General features: G+C 67.5%; 11 protein-coding genes. 4 read left to right on the top strand and 7 right to left on the bottom strand.

What is annotated here, in order from left to right; translation table 11 throughout:
• Positions 1-118 precede the first annotated feature (118 nt).
• A complete protein-coding gene (locus tag ACIGFL_RS18865; protein WP_397498160.1) occupies positions 119-2,023 on the top strand; it encodes a DUF294 nucleotidyltransferase-like domain-containing protein in 1,905 nt (634 codons plus the stop codon).
• Entirely contained in the window at positions 2,023-2,721 is a 699-nt protein-coding gene (locus ACIGFL_RS18860; RefSeq protein ID WP_397498159.1) for a 3'-5' exonuclease, read from the top strand. The genes ACIGFL_RS18865 and ACIGFL_RS18860 overlap by 1 nt, the downstream gene beginning before the upstream one ends.
• Before the next feature lie 118 nt (positions 2,722-2,839).
• Here the strand turns inward: ACIGFL_RS18860 and ACIGFL_RS18855 are convergent, their stop codons facing one another.
• Both ACIGFL_RS18855 and ACIGFL_RS18850 read right to left on the bottom strand, forming a co-directional pair.
• Positions 2,840-4,531 (bottom strand): BCCT family transporter, encoded by a 1,692-nt coding sequence (locus ACIGFL_RS18855; RefSeq protein ID WP_397498158.1) that lies wholly within the window; start codon positions 4,529-4,531, stop codon positions 2,840-2,842.
• Between the two features lie 254 nt (positions 4,532-4,785).
• Positions 4,786-6,453: a BCCT family transporter gene (locus tag ACIGFL_RS18850; RefSeq protein ID WP_397498157.1), complete on the bottom strand. Its 1,668-nt coding sequence runs from the start codon at positions 6,451-6,453 to the stop codon at positions 4,786-4,788.
• A gap of 267 nt (positions 6,454-6,720) precedes the next feature.
• On the opposite strand from ACIGFL_RS18850, the gene cls reads away from it, so the two are divergent.
• The gene (cls, locus tag ACIGFL_RS18845; protein WP_397498156.1) at positions 6,721-8,160 is read left to right on the top strand and encodes a cardiolipin synthase; all 1,440 of its coding nucleotides are present in this window, start codon (positions 6,721-6,723) and stop codon (positions 8,158-8,160) included.
• A 54-nt stretch (positions 8,161-8,214) separates the two neighbouring features.
• Complete coding sequence (locus ACIGFL_RS18840; RefSeq protein WP_397498155.1) at positions 8,215-8,943, top strand: substrate-binding periplasmic protein; 729 nt, start codon at positions 8,215-8,217, stop codon at positions 8,941-8,943.
• 27 nt (positions 8,944-8,970) lie between these two features.
• On the opposite strand, the gene ACIGFL_RS18835 is transcribed toward ACIGFL_RS18840, so the two are convergent.
• From ACIGFL_RS18835 to ACIGFL_RS18815, 5 genes are all read right to left on the bottom strand, one after another.
• Entirely contained in the window at positions 8,971-11,061 is a 2,091-nt protein-coding gene (locus ACIGFL_RS18835) for a TonB-dependent siderophore receptor (RefSeq protein ID WP_397498154.1), read from the bottom strand.
• Positions 11,062-11,229: 168 nt separating this feature from the next.
• Positions 11,230-11,745: a DUF3617 domain-containing protein gene (locus tag ACIGFL_RS18830; protein WP_397498153.1), complete on the bottom strand. Its 516-nt coding sequence runs from the start codon at positions 11,743-11,745 to the stop codon at positions 11,230-11,232.
• A 141-nt stretch (positions 11,746-11,886) separates the two neighbouring features.
• A complete protein-coding gene (locus ACIGFL_RS18825) occupies positions 11,887-12,294 on the bottom strand; it encodes a DUF1850 domain-containing protein (protein ID WP_397498152.1) in 408 nt (135 codons plus the stop codon).
• Positions 12,291-14,318: a TRAP transporter permease gene (locus ACIGFL_RS18820; protein ID WP_021442332.1), complete on the bottom strand. Its 2,028-nt coding sequence runs from the start codon at positions 14,316-14,318 to the stop codon at positions 12,291-12,293. The genes ACIGFL_RS18825 and ACIGFL_RS18820 overlap by 4 nt, the downstream gene beginning before the upstream one ends.
• Before the next feature lie 271 nt (positions 14,319-14,589).
• Positions 14,590-15,543, bottom strand: a complete 954-nt coding sequence (locus ACIGFL_RS18815; protein WP_397498151.1) for a TAXI family TRAP transporter solute-binding subunit — start codon at positions 15,541-15,543, stop codon at positions 14,590-14,592.
• Positions 15,544-15,978: the final 435 nt, after the last annotated feature.

The raw sequence follows: 15,978 nt of genomic DNA, 5'->3' as shown, positions 1-15,978 counted from the left end.
GCTGCCCCGCCCGGCCATAAACGCCGGCGGGCCTGCGACGGCGCTGGGCGCATTCGGAGGGGCGAATCCCGTGGCCTCTGTGCTTAGATGGAGGCCACCCGCGAGCTAAGGACGCCCCATGCAGATCGAGCTGATCGAGATCCGCGATCACCTGAAGCGCTTTCCGCCTTTCGACAAGCTGCCGGAGGAGACCCTGGGCGAGATCGCCCGCCAGGTGCAGGTCGGCTACTTCAAGGCCGGCAGCGAGATCCTCGCGCCGGGGGCGCCGATCCATGAGCTGCACTACGTGCGCAACGGCGCGGTAGAGATCCACAGGCGCAGCGGCGAGCTGCACAACCGCCTGACCGAGGGCGAGATCTTCGGCCAGGCCGGGCTGATGGGCGGCAACCGCGTGCGCCTGTCGGCGCGGGCGCTGGAAGACAGCCTGATCTATTTCATCCCCGGCGTCCTGTTCCACCAGCTGTGCGAGCAGTTCGACAGCTTCGCCGACTTCGTCGAGCTGGTCGGCCAGTCGCGCCTGAAGTCGGCGCTGGAGGACAGCCAGGGCAAGGCCAGCGAGCTGATGAAGATCACCGTGCGCAAGCTGGTCACCCGGGCGCCGGTCAGCGTCGTGCCGGACACCCCGGTGCAGGAAGTCGCCCGGGTGATGACGGAGCACAGCGTGTCCTCGGTGATAGTCGTGGCGCCGCAGAAGGACGCCGCGCCGGCCGCCGGCGAGCGCCCCGCGCAGCGGATGGCCGGCATCCTCACCGACCGCGACCTGCGCACCCGCGTGCTGGCCGAAGGCTTGCCCGGCCACACCCCGGTCAGCCAGGTGATGTCGCCCGACCCGATCACCACCCAGGCCGACGACTCGGTGTTCGAAGCCATGCTGAGCATGCTGCGGCACAACATCCACCACCTGCCGGTGCTCAGCCGCAACGTGCCGGTGGGCGTCATCAACCTGGCCGATATCGTCCGCTACGAGTCGCGCAGCAGCCTGTATCTGGTCAACGGCATCTTCAACAAGCAGTCGGTGGAGGAGCTCAAGCGCCTGACGCCGGACCTGCGCGCCACCTTCCTGCGCATGGTCGCCGACGACGCCAACGTCAACATGGTCGGCAAGGCCATGAGCGGCATCGGCCGCGCCTTCGCCCAGCGCCTGCTGGCGCTCGCCGAGCACAAGCTCGGCCCACCGCCGGTGCCCTACTGCTTCATGGTCGCCGGCTCGCTGGCACGCGACGAGCAGCTGCTGCTCACCGACCAGGACAACGCCCTGGTGCTCGACGACAGCTTCGACCCCGCCCTGCACGGCGACTACTTCGCCGAGCTGGCGCAGTTCGTCAACGACGGCCTGGCGACCTGCGGCTATGCCTACTGCAAGGGCGGGATCATGGCCAACAACCCCAAGTGGCGCAAACCGCTGCGGGTATGGCGCGACTACTTCATCCAGTGGATCGAGCAGCCCAACCCGGAGACCCTGCTCAACGCCAGCATCTTCTTCGACCTCGACGGCGTCTACGGCGCCACCGAGCTGGTGGAAAACCTCAAGGACCTGCTCGCCAGCCGCGCCAGCGGCAACCCCGCGTTCCTCGCCGCGCTGGCGCGCAACGCGCTCAATCGCACGCCGCCGCTGGGCTTCTTCCGCACCTTCGTGATGGAGACCGACGGCCAGCAGAAACACATCATCAACCTCAAGGGCCGCGGCACCGCGCCGCTCACCGACCTGATCCGCGTGCACGCCCTGGCCTGCGGCTCCCGCGCGCAGAACTCGCTGGAACGACTGGACGCCATCGCCACCACCAAGCTGCTGCCCAACGAAGCGCTGGAGGGCCTGCGCTACGCCTTCGAATTCCTCGGCCTGGTGCGCATCCGCCACCAGGCGCACGACCTGCAAGCCGAGCGCAAGCTGAGCAACTACATCGAACCGGAGCAGATCAGCAGCGAGGAACGGCACAACCTCAAGGAAGCCTTCCAGATCGTCAGCAATGCGCAGAAATTCCTCCGTTTCCGCTATCCGGCGCAGCCCATGGGGCGCCTGTGATGAGCGCCGCGAACTGGTCCGAGCGCCTGCGCCTGCTCGGCGAAGCTGCCCGCGATCCCCGCCTGGCGGCCTTCTACCGCGCCGGCTGCCCGGCCGCCGAGACGCCGCTGGGCGAGGCGCCGCTGCTCGCCCTGGACGTGGAAACCACCGGCCTGGAGCCGGGCCGCGACGCCATCGTCAGCCTCGGCCTGGTGCCCTTCGATCTGCGCCGCATCCGCTGCCAGGAGGCGCGCTACTGGGTGGTGCGTCCCAGCAGCGAACTGCACGGCGATTCGGTGACCTTCCACCACATCACCCACTCCGACGTGCGCCATGCGCCGCCGCTGGACGCGGTGCTCGGCGAGGTGCTCGAGGCCCTGGCCGGCAAGCTGGTGGTGGTGCACTACCACCGCATCGAACGCGGCTTCCTCGACCAGGCGCTGCGCCGCCAAATGGGCGAGGGGTTGCTGTTCCCCCTGCTCGACACCATGGCGCTGGAGGCGCGCCTGCATCCACGGCGGCGCCCCGGCCTGCTGGGACGCCTGCGCGGGCAACGGCCGATCTCCATCCGCCTGGCCGACAGCCGCCAGCGCTACGGCCTGCCGGCGTACCGCGCGCACCATGCGCTGAGCGACGCCCTGGCCACCGCCGAACTGCTGCAGGCGCAGGCGGCCACTCATCACTGGACGCATACGCCGGTGGGCGAGCTGTGGCACTAGCCGCGCCCCAACCTTCGCAGGGGAATAGCCGGTGCGCCCCGAACGCCCATGAAAAAAGCCGCGATACCCAGCGGCATCGCGGCTTTTTCTCCAGTGCCAGGGGCTCCTCGCACAGACGCTAGTCGCGCGACAGCACCCCGGCCCCGCCCGGCAGCGCACGCGGCTCGCTGAGCAGGCCCTTGATGACGGCGACGCAACCCACCAGCAGCACCAGGGTGAACGGCAGGCCGGTGGACACCGCCATGGCCTGCAGTGCCACCAGGCCGCCGCCGAGCAACAGCGCCACCGCCAGCGCGCCCTCGAGCAGCACCCAGAATGCCCGCTGCGGCAGCGGCGCGTTGACCTTGCCGCCGGCGGTGATGGTGTCGATCACCAGGGACCCGGAGTCCGACGAGGTGATGAAGAACAGCACCACCAGCACGATGGCCACGAAGGAGCTGAGCGCACTGATCGGCAGCTGGTCGAGCATGACGAACATCTTCAGCTCCAGCGCCGCCTGCTGCAGTTCGGTCAGACCGCCCAGGGCCTGATGCAGCGCGGTGCCGCCGAAGGTGCTCATCCACAGCACCGACACCAGCGACGGCACCAGCAGCACCGCAATCAGGAACTCGCGCACGGTGCGGCCACGGCTGACCCGCGCGATGAACATGCCGACGAAGGGCGACCAGCTGATCCACCAGGCCCAGTAGAACGCCGTCCAGCCCTGGCTGAAGTTGGCGTCCTCGCGACCGACCGGGTTGGACAGCGCCGGCAGGTACTGCAGGTAGGCGCCGAGGTTGTCCAGCACGCCGCTCAGCAGCAGCGCGGTGGGACCGGCGACCACCACGAACAGCAGCAACAGCAGGGCCAGGCCCAGGTTCAGCTCGGACAGGCGCTTGACCCCCTTGTCCACACCGGCCAGCACCGAGCACAGCGCGATCAGGGTGATGACGGCGATCAGCAGCACCTTGGTGGTGGTGTCGGCCGGCAGGCCGAACAGGCTGTGCAGCCCGGCGGAGGCCTGCTCGGCGCCCAGGCCCAGCGAGGTGACCAGGCCGAACAGGGTGGCGAACACCGCGAGGATGTCGATCACATGCCCCGGCCAGCCCCACACCCGCTCACCCAGCAGCGGGAAGAAGATCGAGCGGAACGACAGCGGCAGGCCCTTGTTGAAGGCGAACAGCGCCAGTGCCAGGGCGACTATGGCGTAGATCGCCCAGGGGTGCAGGCCCCAGTGGAAGATGGTGGTGGCCATGCTCAGCCGCGCCGCCTCGGCGGAATCGCCGGCGGCCGCGCCGAGCGGCGCCCAGTCGCTGCGCGCGCCGTTGTCGCCGACGGCGATGCCGGCCAGCGACGAGTCGTAGTGCGACATCGGCTCGGCCACGCCGTAGAACATCAGGCCGATGCCCATGCCGGCGGCGAACAGCATGGCGAACCAGGACGTGTAGGAATAGTCGGGCCGCGCCAGCGTGCCGCCGAGGCGCACTTTGCCCAGCGGCGAGACGATCAGGCCGAGGCACAGCAGCACGAAGATATTGGCCGAGCCGATGAAGAACCACGCCAGGTTCTGCGTCAGCCAGTCGCGTACGGCCTTGAACAGCGGCTCCACCTCGTTGTGCAGGGCCAGCGCCAGCACCACGAACAACAGCGCGCTGAGCGCCGAGACGATGAAGACCGTGCCGTGGATATCGAGATTGACCAGGTAGCGACCGCGGATATTGTCCTGGCCGACCACGTAGTCGGTGTCTATCAGAGTGGCAGCGCCGCTCGGGGCGGGGATGCCGTCGTCGTTGGCTGTACTGGGCCCCTTGGACCCTCGGGCATGGCTCATATGGCTGCTCCTTATAGTTATCGCGTGCTCGACGCGGCGCGCGGCGCAGTGCCGAACGCGGAGGCCGACGCTAACAGAAGGAAAAACCGGCCTGCGCGGCGCAAGCGGCGCGGGGCTATCCAATAGCGACGAGGGCGGCGCTTGGCGATGGGGGGGCGCCGCTCCTACAGGAGGGTGTCGAACCCGAGGTCGCGGGGCCCGCGCATAAAAAAGCGCGCCCGCAGGCGCGCTCTCCGGGGCGGCGAGGCCGGCGCTTAGCGCGGCTCGCTCAGCAGCCCCTTGACGATGGACACGCAGCCCACCAGCAGCACGATGGTGAACGGCAGCCCCGTCGACACCGCCATGGCCTGCAGCGCCACCAGGCCTCCGCCGAGCAGCAGGGCGATGGCGATCACCCCTTCGATGCTGGCCCAGAACACCCGCTGCGGCACCGGCGCGTTGACCTTGCCGCCGGCGGTGATGGTGTCGATCACCAGGGAGCCGGAGTCCGACGAGGTGATGAAGAACACCACCACCAGCACGATGCCGATAAAGGAGGTGATGGCGGTCAGCGGCATTTCGCCGAGCATGCTGAACAGCTTCAGTTCCAGGCCGGCGTCCTGGGCGCCGGTGAAGCCGTCCACCAGCAGCTGGTTGATCGCGGTGCCGCCGAAGGCGGTCATCCACAGCACCGAGACCAGCGACGGCACCAGCAGCACGGCGATGAGGAACTCGCGCACGCTGCGGCCGCGGCTGACCCGGGCGATGAACATGCCGACGAAGGGCGACCAACTGATCCACCAGGCCCAGTAGAAGGCGGTCCAGCCCTGGCTGAAGTTGGCGTCCTCGCGACCGATGGGGTTGGACAGCGCCGGCAGGTACTGCAGGTAGGCACCGAGGTTGTGGAAGAAGCCGGTGAGGATGGCCAGGGTCGGCCCGGCGATGATGACGAACAGCAGCAGCGCCAGGGCCAGCGCCATGTTCAGTTCGGACAGGCGCTTGACCCCCTTGTCCAGGCCGGCGACCACCGAGGCCAGGGCGATGATGGTGATAGCGACGATCAGCAGCACCTTGCTGGTGTCGCTGGCGCTGATGCCGAACAGGTATTCCATACCCGCGGCGGCCTGCTCGGCGCCAAGGCCCAGCGAGGTGACCAGGCCGAACAGGGTGGCGAACACCGCGAGGATGTCGACCAGGTGGCCCGGCCAGCCCCACACCCGCTCGCCGAGGATCGGGTAGAAGATCGAGCGGATCGACAGCGGCAGGCCCTTGTTGAAGGAGAACAGCGCCAGCGCCAGCGCGACTATGGCGTAGATCGCCCAGGGGTGCAGGCCCCAGTGGAAGATGGTGGCGGCCATGCCCAGGCGCACCGCCTCCTCACTGTTGCCGGCGGCGCCGGCGAGCGGCGCCCAGTCGGTGCGCACGCCGTCCTCGCCGACGGTGATGCCGGCCATCGCCGAACTGTAGTGCGACATCGGCTCGGACACGCCGTAGAACATCAGGCCGATGCCCATGCCGGCGGCGAACAGCATGGAGAACCAGCCCGCGTAGCTGTAGTCGGGCGTGGCGTCCTTGCCGCCGATGCGCACCCTGCCCAGCGGCGAGACGATCAGGCCGAGGCAGAGCAGGACGAAGACGTTGGCGGCGCCGATGAAGAACCAGGCCATGTGGTGGGTGAGCCAGTCGCGCAGCGCGCTGAACAGCGGCTCGACCTGGTTCTGCAGGGCCAGGGCCAGCACCACGAAGATCACTGCGACCAGCGCGGAGATGCTGAAGACCTTGCCGTGGATATCCATCGAGAAGATGAATTTGCCCTGGATGTTGTCCTGACCGATGACGTAGTCGGTGTCGATCAGGTTGGCAGCGCCGGTCGGGGCCGGAATGCCGTCGGGGGTTGCCGCTACGGGTGGCGGGGTCATGTCATGCGAAGGGACGTTTCCCATATGGCGTGCTCCTTGATGCGTTTGACTCGCTGAACGAGCGTGAACAGGACGGTCTGCCCTCCTCGAGTAAAGACGACCCACCTTTGGGTCGAACCGACAAGGGTAACAGATGAAACCGGCTCATGCAGAAACAGAACTGCATGAAAGCGGCAAATACAACGGCTAAACCGCCCCCTGCCATTCGCCGCGGGGCCGTGGCAGGATGGCCGGCGAACGGCGCGCAACGCCCGTGGTCAGCTGGATACGGCCCCCGCAGCGAGGAAGTCCATGGAGTTTGGCATCCCCCACCTGTTCGCCTGGCTGATCGCCGCGATCCACGGCCTCGGCGTGCTCGCCGCGATCCATGCGGTGCTCACCGTGCGCACCGCCCAGGGCGCCCTGGCCTGGGGCCTGTCGCTGTTCTTCATGCCCTACCTGACGCTGCTGCCCTACCTGGTGCTCGGCCGCAGCCGCTTCGATGCCTACGTCAAGGCGCGCCGCCAGGCCGACGCCGAGATGCGCCAGGCCATGACCGCGCAGGACTGGCGGCCCTGGGTCGAGGAAGCCAAGGCCGCGCACCAGGCGCCGGCCTACCAGCACCTGCGCGCCCTGCCGCGGCTGTCGCAGATGCCCGGCCTGACCGGCAACCGGGTGCAGCTGCTGATCGACGGCGAGGCCGCCTTCGCCGCGCTGTTCGAGGCGCTGCAGGGTGCGCAGCGGGCGATCCTGCTGCAGTTCTTCATCATCCGCGACGACGCCCTCGGCCGCCGCCTGCAGCAGCTGTTGCTGGCCCGCGCCGCCGCGGGGGTGAAGGTGCATGTGCTCTACGACGGCATCGGCAGCCACGCCCTGCCGCGGCCCTATATCGATGCGCTGCGCGCCGGCGGCGTGCAGATCCACGCCTTCCCCACCCGCGGCGGGCTGTTCAACCGCTTCCAGCTGAATTTCCGCAACCACCGCAAGATCGTCGTGGTCGACGGCCAGATCGGCTTTCTCGGCGGGCTCAACGTCGGCGTCGAGTACCTCGGGCAGAAGCCGCCGCTGGCGCCCTGGCGCGACACCCACGTGGAGGTGCGCGGCCCGGTGGTGGCCAGCCTGCAAGAGGCCTTCGCCGAGGACTGGTTCTGGGCCTGCCACCAGTTGCCGCCGCTGCTGCTGCCGCACAAGCAGGACGAGCCGGGAGTGCTCTGTCAGGTGATCGCCAGCGGCCCGGCCGACCCGCAGGAGACCTGCTCGCTGCTGTTCGTCGAGGCGATCCAGGCGGCGCGGGAGCGGGTCTGGCTGAGCAGCCCCTACTTCGTCCCGGACGAGGCGGTGTCCGCGGCGCTGCGCCTGGCGGTGCTGCGCGGGGTGGACGTGCGCATCCTGCTGCCGGCGCGCCCCGATCACCGGGTGGTCTACGCCGCCTCCAGCCTGTACGCCTTCGAGGCGCTGCGCGCCGGGGTGCGGATCTTCCGCTACCAGCCGGGCTTCTTGCATCAGAAGGCACTGCTGATCGACCAGAGCGCCTGCCTGCTGGGCAGCGCCAACCTGGACAACCGCTCGTTCCGCCTGAACTTCGAGGTCAGCCTGCTGACCCTGGACACGGCCGTCGCCGAGCAGGTGGCGAGCATGCTGGAGGAGGACTTCAGCCGCTCGCGCGAGCTGGTCAACGCCGACCGGCGCAACCTGCACCGCCTGCAGCAACTGGGCATGCGCGTGGCGCGGCTGATCTCGCCGATTCTCTGAGCCGCGACTATGGTTAAGGGGCCGCCCGCTGCTTGCCGTCAGCGAGACCCCGCGATGAAGACACCGCTCGCCCTGCTGCTCTGCCTTTGCCTCTGCCTCGATGCCCTGGCGCAGGAGCCGATTCGCGTCGGCGTCGAGCTGCAACCCTACCAGCCCTACTCCGACGTGCACGGCAGCGAGTACCGCGGCTACGCCCGCGAGCTGCTGGACGCCTTCGCCGCCGAGCGCGGCTACCGCTTCGTCTACGCGCCGCTGCCGGTAAGGCGCCTGCTCGGCGATTTCCTCGGCGGCCGGCTCGACCTCAAGTTCCCCGACCACCCGCAATGGAACGCCGACCGCAAGGCCGGCCACGCCATCCGCTACAGCCAGCCGGCGGCACCCTACATCGACGGCATCCTGGTCAAGCCGGCGCACCTCGGCCAGGGCCAGGCGCGCATCCGCCTGCTCGGCACGCAGAACGGCTTCACCCCCTGGCCCTATCTGGAGGAGATTCGCGCCGGGCGCATCAAGCTGATCCAGGCCAACCAGATCGACTCGCTGCTGCGCATGGCCATGAGCGGCCGGGTCGACGCGGTGTACCTCAACCCGCGGGTGGTGGCCCACCACCTGCGTCAGCTAGGCCTGGCGCCGGACGCCCTGGTGTTCGATGCGCAGCTGGCGCACGTGGAGGATCACTACTACCTGTCGAGCATCAAGCGCCCGCAGCTGATTGCCGAGTTCGACCGTTTCCTGCTGGAGCGGGCCGAACTGGTGGGGGAAATCCGCCGTCGCCACGGGCTGTGAGCCGGCCCGTGGCGATGCGGCGGTGGATCAGTACTTCCAGCTGACGCTCATGCTGGCGTTGCGCGGGGCCGCGTAGTAGGCCTGGCTCCAGTAGAGGCTGGTCAGGTACTTCTCGTCGGTAACGTTGTTGAGGTTGGCCGAGACGCTCCAGTTGGGATCGATATCGTAGCTGGCCATCAGGTTGACCACCGCATAGGCATCCTGCTCGGCGATGCCGTTGTACACCTTGTCCTGCCAATTGAGGCTGGCACCGACCTTGAGCTGCTCCAGGCCGGGAATGCGGTAGGTGGTGGACGCCTTGAACATATGCTTGGGCGAGTAGGTCACCGCGTGCTTGTCCTCGGCGTCGGTGATGTCGACGAAGGTGTAGCCGGCCATCGCCTGCAGGCCCGGCAGCAGTTCGCCGGAGACCTCCAGCTCGTAGCCCTCGCTGGTGATGCCTTCGACGGCGCGGTAGATGGTGGTGGAACCGACCATGCCCGCCACTTCGGCGACGTTGTCCTGCTCGGTGCGGAATACCGCCAGGGAGACATTGACGCGGTCGTCGAACAGCTCACCCTTGATCCCGGCTTCGTAGTTGACCCCTTCCACCGGCGCCAGGCGCGAACCGGTGATATCGGTCTTGGTCTGCGGGTCGAAGATCTCGGTGTAGCTGGCGTAGACCGAATATTGCTCGGTGAGGTCGTAGACCAGGCCGGCATAGGGCACCACCTTGCCGCTGTTCTTCGAGGACTTCGCCAGGCCGTAGTTGGTGCCGTCGCTCTTCAAGTCGACCACCCGGGTACCGGTGATCAGGCTGAGGTCGTCGGTCAGGCTCCAGCGCGCGGCGCCGTAGACGCTCTTCATGCGGTCGGTGAAATCGCTGCCGGCGGTGCCGGCGTCGTTACGCGGCTGCGGATAGTTGCCGTCCCACTCTTCCAGCGGCGGCAGGGCGGTGCCGGTGGAGGAGTCGTACCAGGAGATGTCCTCCAGCTCCGAACGCGACCAGCTGGCGCCGAGCACCGCGTCGTGCTCGCGGCCGGCCAGGGCGAAGGCGCCGCTGAGCTGCAGGTCGGCGATCAGCTGGGTGTTCTTGTCCTTGTACTCGGAGGGATAGCTGAACAGCCCCAGGCCGGTGGTGCGATCCGGGGTACCGTAGACGTAGAACAGCGAGCCGTCGCCCTCCTTCTTCACATGGGTCAGCACGGCCTTGGCCTGCCAGCCGTTGCCCAGGTCGTGGGCCAGTTCGGCGAAGGTGCGGTTCTCCTGCACGTCCCAGTAGGCCCAGTCGGCCGAGGTGCTGGTGGAACGCGAGTAGTCGGTCTTCGAACCGTCGCTGTAGTTGAGCGGCAGGGCGCCCCACATCGGCGAGTTGGCGTCGCTCTTCTGCAGGGTATGGCCGATGGTGAACAGGGTCTTGTCGCCGAGGTCGGCCTCCAGCACACCGTGGAACACGTTCTTCTCGCGCGAGTACATGTCCAGGTAGGAGTTCTTGTTCTCGTGGGCGTAGACCGCACGGCCGCGGATGTTGCCGGCGTCGGTCAGCGCGCCGGAGACGTCGGCGTCGATGCGGCGCTTGTCCCAGGAACCGCCGGTCAGGTCGATGCGCGCCTGCGGCGTGGCGGTCGGGCGCTTGCGCACGAAGTTGATGGTGGCCGAGGGGTTGCCGGTGCCGGACATCAGGCCGTTGGCGCCGCGGATCACCTCGACGCGCTCGAACACCGCGGTATCGATATCGCCCTCGACGTTGCCGTAGACGAAGGGAATGCCGATGCCGTCGTACTGGAAGTTGGTGATGTCGAAGCCGCGGGCGGTGTAGTAGGTGCGGTCGGTCTCGACCTCCTGCACCTGGATGCCGGTGGCCATCTTCAGCGCGTCGTTGACGCTGTCGAGGTGGAAGTCGTCGAGCTGGGCGCGGGTGATGGTGGAGATCGACTGCGGGGTCTGCCGCGGGGTCAGGTCCAGCTTGGTCGCGGCGCTGCTGGGCTGCGACTTGTAGCTGTCGACTTCGGCCGCTTCGGCGGCACCGACCACGGTCTGGGCATCCAGCTCGAGCTGTTCCTGCTCGGCGGCCAGGGCCTGGTTGAAACTGCAGGCGGCCGCAATCGCCACGGCCAGGCGGTTTTTTCTACTGAACAAGGGACTTCTCCTAATGCGCTGTCGATGGCTGCGATTCGTCCCTTGGCAGCCGGCTGCCTCATTGGCAGTGCATTCGCCATGGGTGCAAATGCTAATAATTATCGACAGAATTCTCGCAATAGAATGCCTCCCGCGTCAATACGAATTATTTACATCTACATTTGAAAATCATTGCCTGCGCAAGCTGCCGCAGTCCGCACCCACCCAGCGCGCGCGGCTTTCCATGCTGCTGGGCTGGCCGTTGTAGGTGCCGGTGACCTTGGTGGTGAACTCCCGATCGCTGACGAACTGGGTCTCCCCTTCGCCCTGGGCATCCGGGCAGGTGAAGCGGAAGCGCCAGCGCTGGTCGCTGCGTTCGAGAATCTCGTTGCTGCAGCCGGACTCGGGGTCGTGCAGGGGAATGTCCTGGGCGGCGATCTGCTCGGCGGTCAGGCACATCTGCACGCCGCCGGCGCCGAGCTTGATGCCCTGCTCGGCCATCATGCTTTCCATCATCTGCCGCTGTTCGGGCGGCAGGTTCTGCATCTGCGCCAGCATCTGCTCCATGCCGGGCACGGCCTGACCGCCGACCTGCATGTTGTGCGAGCTGACTTCCCAGACGCCGGGCTGGATGTCCAGGGCGCTGGCCGTCAGGGGTGACAGACAGAGAGCGAGCGGAAGGGCGAAACGAAAGATGGGGCGCATGACAGATCTCCTGGGCAGGTGGTTAGCCAAGCCTAGCAGGCCGCAGACGAACAAAACCCCCACCGGCCTGCGCCGTATGGGGGTTCTCTTCTTTTCCGCCCGGCACTTGTGGCGCCGGAAGCCTGGTCCGCTCTGGCGAACCTAGCCCGCGTCAGCCGCGGGGGAGCCCAGCTCGCAGCTCCAGAGTTCCAACGCCGGCTGGCTCGCTTGTGGCGGGCCGAGCCAGTCGCTCATCGGGCGACAACGCTGGTCGATACAGAGTTGGTAATCCCCGGCTTCGGGCGTACGCCCGACTCGCAGGGGTTGCAAAGGCGGTAGCCGACGCTTGTAGTGCCAGCTGCCATTGCGCAGTTCGGCGCCGTCGGGAATCTCCATCCCGGCGCCGGAACCCTTGACCCGCGCCTCGCCGAGGACCAGGCCCTCGGCGGTGACGCGGTAATCCTCTTCCCAGCGGATCTTCTCGATGCTGTGATCCCAGGCCAGGGTGAAGGCCGGCACGGGCAGCTCTGCCCATACAGCGCCGGCCAGCCCCAGGCACAGGCCGATCACGCCAGCGCCGCCTGGGCGCGACGGGCGCGCCAGATGTGCTGACCGATGAAGATGACGCTGAGGGCGAAGCCGATCTCGTCGCTGATCGGCGTGGCCAGGATCAGGCTGGCGCCGGCGGCGAAGCCCAGGGCACGTTCCCACCAGCTCAGCTTGGCCTGCAGGAAGCCGGTGAACACCGCGCCCCAGATGCCGATGGCCAGCAAGGCCTTGAGACCCACGTAGACGGTTGCCAGCAGGCTGTCGCCCTGCAGCATCAGCGCCGGCGAGTAGACCGCCATATAGGGCACGACGAAACCGGCCACGGCGATGCGCACCGCCCACAGGCTGATCTTCAGGCCGCGCTCCTTGGCGATCGGCGCCGCGGCGAAGCAGGCCAGCGCCACCGGCGGGGTGAGGTCGGCCATGATGCCGAAGTAGAAGACGAACATGTGCGAGACGATCAGCGGCACACCCAGCTCCAGCAGTGCCGGCGCGGCGATCGAGCTGGTGATGATGTAGTTGGGGATGGTCGGGATGCCCATGCCCAGCACCAGGCAGGTGAGCATGGTCAGCACCAGCGAGAGGAACAGGTTGTCCTGGCCGATGGCGAGGATGTAACCGGCGAAGGTGGAGGCCACCCCGGTCAGCGACACCACGCCGATGATCACCCCGACCAGGGCGCAGGCGATACCCACCGGCACCGCGTGGCGCGCGCCTTCGACCAGCGCGTGCAGGCACAGGGTCAGGGTGTCGCGGCCGCCCTTGACGAACCAGCAGGCCGCCACCAGCAGGCCGATGACGCCGAACACCACGCCGATACCGAGCTGGAAGAAGCCGGCGCAGAGCACGCCCAGGGCGATCCAGAAGGCGAAGCGCATGGCCTTGGACGACACCCGCAGGATGATCGCCGAGCCGAGGATGACCATGGCGGTCAGGGCCAGGCCGACGGTGCCGGAGAACAGCGGGGTACGCCCGGAGAACAGCAGGTAGATCAGGATCAGCAGCGGGATCAGCAGGAACCAGCGCTCGCGCACGGCCTTCCACGGGTTCGGGCATTCGTCCTTGGGCAGGCCGCTCAGGTTGGCGCGCTTGGCCTCCAGGTGGACCATCCAGAACACCGAGCCGAAGTACAGCAGCGCCGGGATCAGCGCGGCCTTGGCCACCTCGAAGAACGGCACGTTGATGGTCTCGGCCATGATGAAGGCCACCGCGCCCATGATCGGCGGCATGATCTGGCTGCCCATCGACGAGGTCGCCTCGACGCCGCCGGCGAAGGCCGGGCGGTAGCCGAAGCGCTTCATCAGCGGGATGGTGAACTGACCGGTGGTGACCACGTTGGCCACACCGGACCCGGTGATGGTGCCCATCAGCGCCGAGGACACCACCGACACCTTGGCCGGGCCGCCGACCTTGTGGCCGAACAGGCCCATGGCGAAGTCGGTGAACAGCTTGATCATCCCGGCCTGCTCGAGGAAGGCGCCGAACAGGATGAACAGGAAGATGTAGGTGGCCGAGACGTAGGTCGGCGTGCCGTACAGTCCCTCGGTGCCGAACGACAGCTGGTTGACGATCTGGTCGATGCCGTAGCCGCGGTGCATCAGGTCGCCCGGCAGGTACTGGCCGAACAGGCCGTAGACCAGAAACATCGCGCAGATGATCGGCAGGGCGATGCCCATGACCCGCCGCGCGGCCTCGAACACCAGCACGATCAGGGTCAGGCCGATGAGCATGTCGGCCGTGGTCAGGTCGCCCGAGCGCTGGATCAGGTCCGCCTCGAAGTACCACTGGTAGCCCGCCGTGGCCATGCCGGCCAGGCCCAGCAGCCAGGCCAGCGGTTGCCAGGGGCGCTTGGCGCCGAAGGCCGGCACGCTGATGAACACCAGCAGCAGCAGGAAGCCGACGTGCACCGCACGCAGCACCTGGGTCGACACCGGGTGGAAGGCCGCGGTGACGATCTGGAAGATGGAAAACAGCAGCGCGACGGCAAAAAGCGCCTTCGGCCAGTCGGACGGGCTGGCGCCCAGACCCTGATTCTGCTCACTCATGAAGTGCAAACCTCGTGACTACTTCGATACGGAGACAGAGTCGCCAACAAAACCCACCGCCTGTGAACGCCGGTTTTATTCGCGATTCTGCGTCGGATGGGTCGGCCGCAATGCGGCCAGCCCCATCGCCGGCGGGCTGTCTCGAAACCTTGTCGCGGCGGCGATCCGCAGGGTGTCGCGTGGCCGCCGAGGCCATACGCACCGGTGATCGTTGCAACGCTGCCGAGACAGCCCACCAGGGCCGTGGCGCCGTGCCACGGCCCGCCCTGCATCAGAGCGCGCCGGTTTCCTTGTAGAAGCGCTCGGCACCCGGGTGCAGCGGGATCGGCAGGTTCTGAGTGGCGCTTTCCAGCTTGATGTCCTGGGCCGCGGAGTGGGCGGTGCCGAGACGATCCAGGTTGTCGAACATCAGCTTGGTCATCTGGTAGGCCACCTCGTCGGAGACGCCTTCATGGCTGACCAGGATGTTGGTGATGGCCACGGTGGGCACGTCGCTATCCTGGCCGTCGTAGGTGCCGGCCGGGATGGTGGCGGCCTGGTAGGCGGCGTTGTCGATCTTCGCGGTCACTTCGGCCGGGATGGCGACGAAGCTGATCTTCATGGTCGAGGCCAGGTCGCGGATGGCGGCCATGCCCAGGCCGGAGGACTGCAGGGTGGCGTCCAGCTGGCGGTTCTTGATCAGCTCGACCGACTCGGCGTAGGGCAGGAACTCGACCTTGCCCATGTCCTCGTAGCTCAGGCCGGCGGCTTCGAAGATGGCGCGGGCGTTGAGCTCGGTGCCGGACTTCGGCGCGCCGACGGAGATGCGCTTGCCCTTGAGGTCGTCCAGGGTCTTGATGCCGGATTCGGCGTTGGCGACGATCTGGATGTAGTTCGGGTAGGTGCCGGCGATGGCGCGGATCTTCTTCAGCGGCGCCTTGAAGCCGGCGTCTTCCACGCCGTTCCAGGCATCGGCCACCGAGTCGCCGAGGGCGAAGGCCAGTTCGCCGCGACCGGCCTGCAGCAGGTTGAGGTTTTCCACCGACGCCTTGGTCGCCTGCACCGAGGTCTTGGCGCCGTCGATGCCGTTGCTGTACAGCTGCGACAGGGCCACGCCGATCGGGTAGTAGACGCCGCTGGTGCCGCCGGTCAGCACGTTGATGAAGGTCGGTGCGGCGAGCACCGCGGTGCTGGCAGTGATGGCCGCGGCAGCGGCGAACAGGCTGAGTTTCTTGGTCAGTCGCATGGAAGTATCTCCGTCGTTGTTATGGCTTTATGCAGAGTTTCACTCTAGACGACGCCGGTCAGGCGACGTCGGCGGTGCGCGATCAGCGGCGCAGGGTGCAGCGTCGGACAAGGGCCGCGGCGGGCGCGGTCGAGAGGCGGCCCATGCACGGCAGCATGGCGCGGAAGACTGGGCAGTTCATGGGCAGACCTCTTGTCGTTGTTATGGTCGCCGCGGCGGCAAGCTGCCGGGCGACTGAAACAGTCATAGCAGATGCCGTGCCAGGGCCTGAAAGGCCCGCAATAGAGGGGTTTTATCGAGAGACCGGGGCGTCGCTGAGCGGGAATCCGCCTAGCCCTGTGACGCAGTCGGCGAAAATCCGCTTATCGGGTCGCCCGGATGCAGGCCAGCAAAGCCCTGGCCCACCGGCGGGCGATCGGCGTTACCAACATCGCC

The sequence above is a fragment of the Pseudomonas sp. NPDC077649 genome, assembly GCF_044542855.1.
Lineage (GTDB): Bacteria > Pseudomonadota > Gammaproteobacteria > Pseudomonadales > Pseudomonadaceae > Aquipseudomonas.
Note: the sequence above shows the minus strand (reverse complement) of the source record. Positions and strands in the feature narration are given on the sequence as shown.

Excerpts from the sequence above, each read along its gene's own strand:
- ACIGFL_RS18850 (WP_397498157.1), bottom strand. The coding sequence starts at position 6,453 with ATGGGAAACGTCCCTTCGCATGACATGACCCCGCCACCCGTAGCGGCA.
- ACIGFL_RS18860 (WP_397498159.1), top strand. The coding sequence starts at position 2,023 with ATGAGCGCCGCGAACTGGTCCGAGCGCCTGCGCCTGCTCGGCGAAGCT.
- ACIGFL_RS18840 (WP_397498155.1), top strand. The coding sequence starts at position 8,215 with ATGAAGACACCGCTCGCCCTGCTGCTCTGCCTTTGCCTCTGCCTCGAT.
- ACIGFL_RS18865 (WP_397498160.1), top strand. The coding sequence starts at position 119 with ATGCAGATCGAGCTGATCGAGATCCGCGATCACCTGAAGCGCTTTCCG.
- ACIGFL_RS18830 (WP_397498153.1), bottom strand. The coding sequence starts at position 11,745 with ATGCGCCCCATCTTTCGTTTCGCCCTTCCGCTCGCTCTCTGTCTGTCA.
- ACIGFL_RS18855 (WP_397498158.1), bottom strand. The coding sequence starts at position 4,531 with ATGAGCCATGCCCGAGGGTCCAAGGGGCCCAGTACAGCCAACGACGAC.
- ACIGFL_RS18815 (WP_397498151.1), bottom strand. The coding sequence starts at position 15,543 with ATGCGACTGACCAAGAAACTCAGCCTGTTCGCCGCTGCCGCGGCCATC.
- cls (WP_397498156.1), top strand. The coding sequence starts at position 6,721 with ATGGAGTTTGGCATCCCCCACCTGTTCGCCTGGCTGATCGCCGCGATC.
- ACIGFL_RS18820 (WP_021442332.1), bottom strand. The coding sequence starts at position 14,318 with ATGAGTGAGCAGAATCAGGGTCTGGGCGCCAGCCCGTCCGACTGGCCG.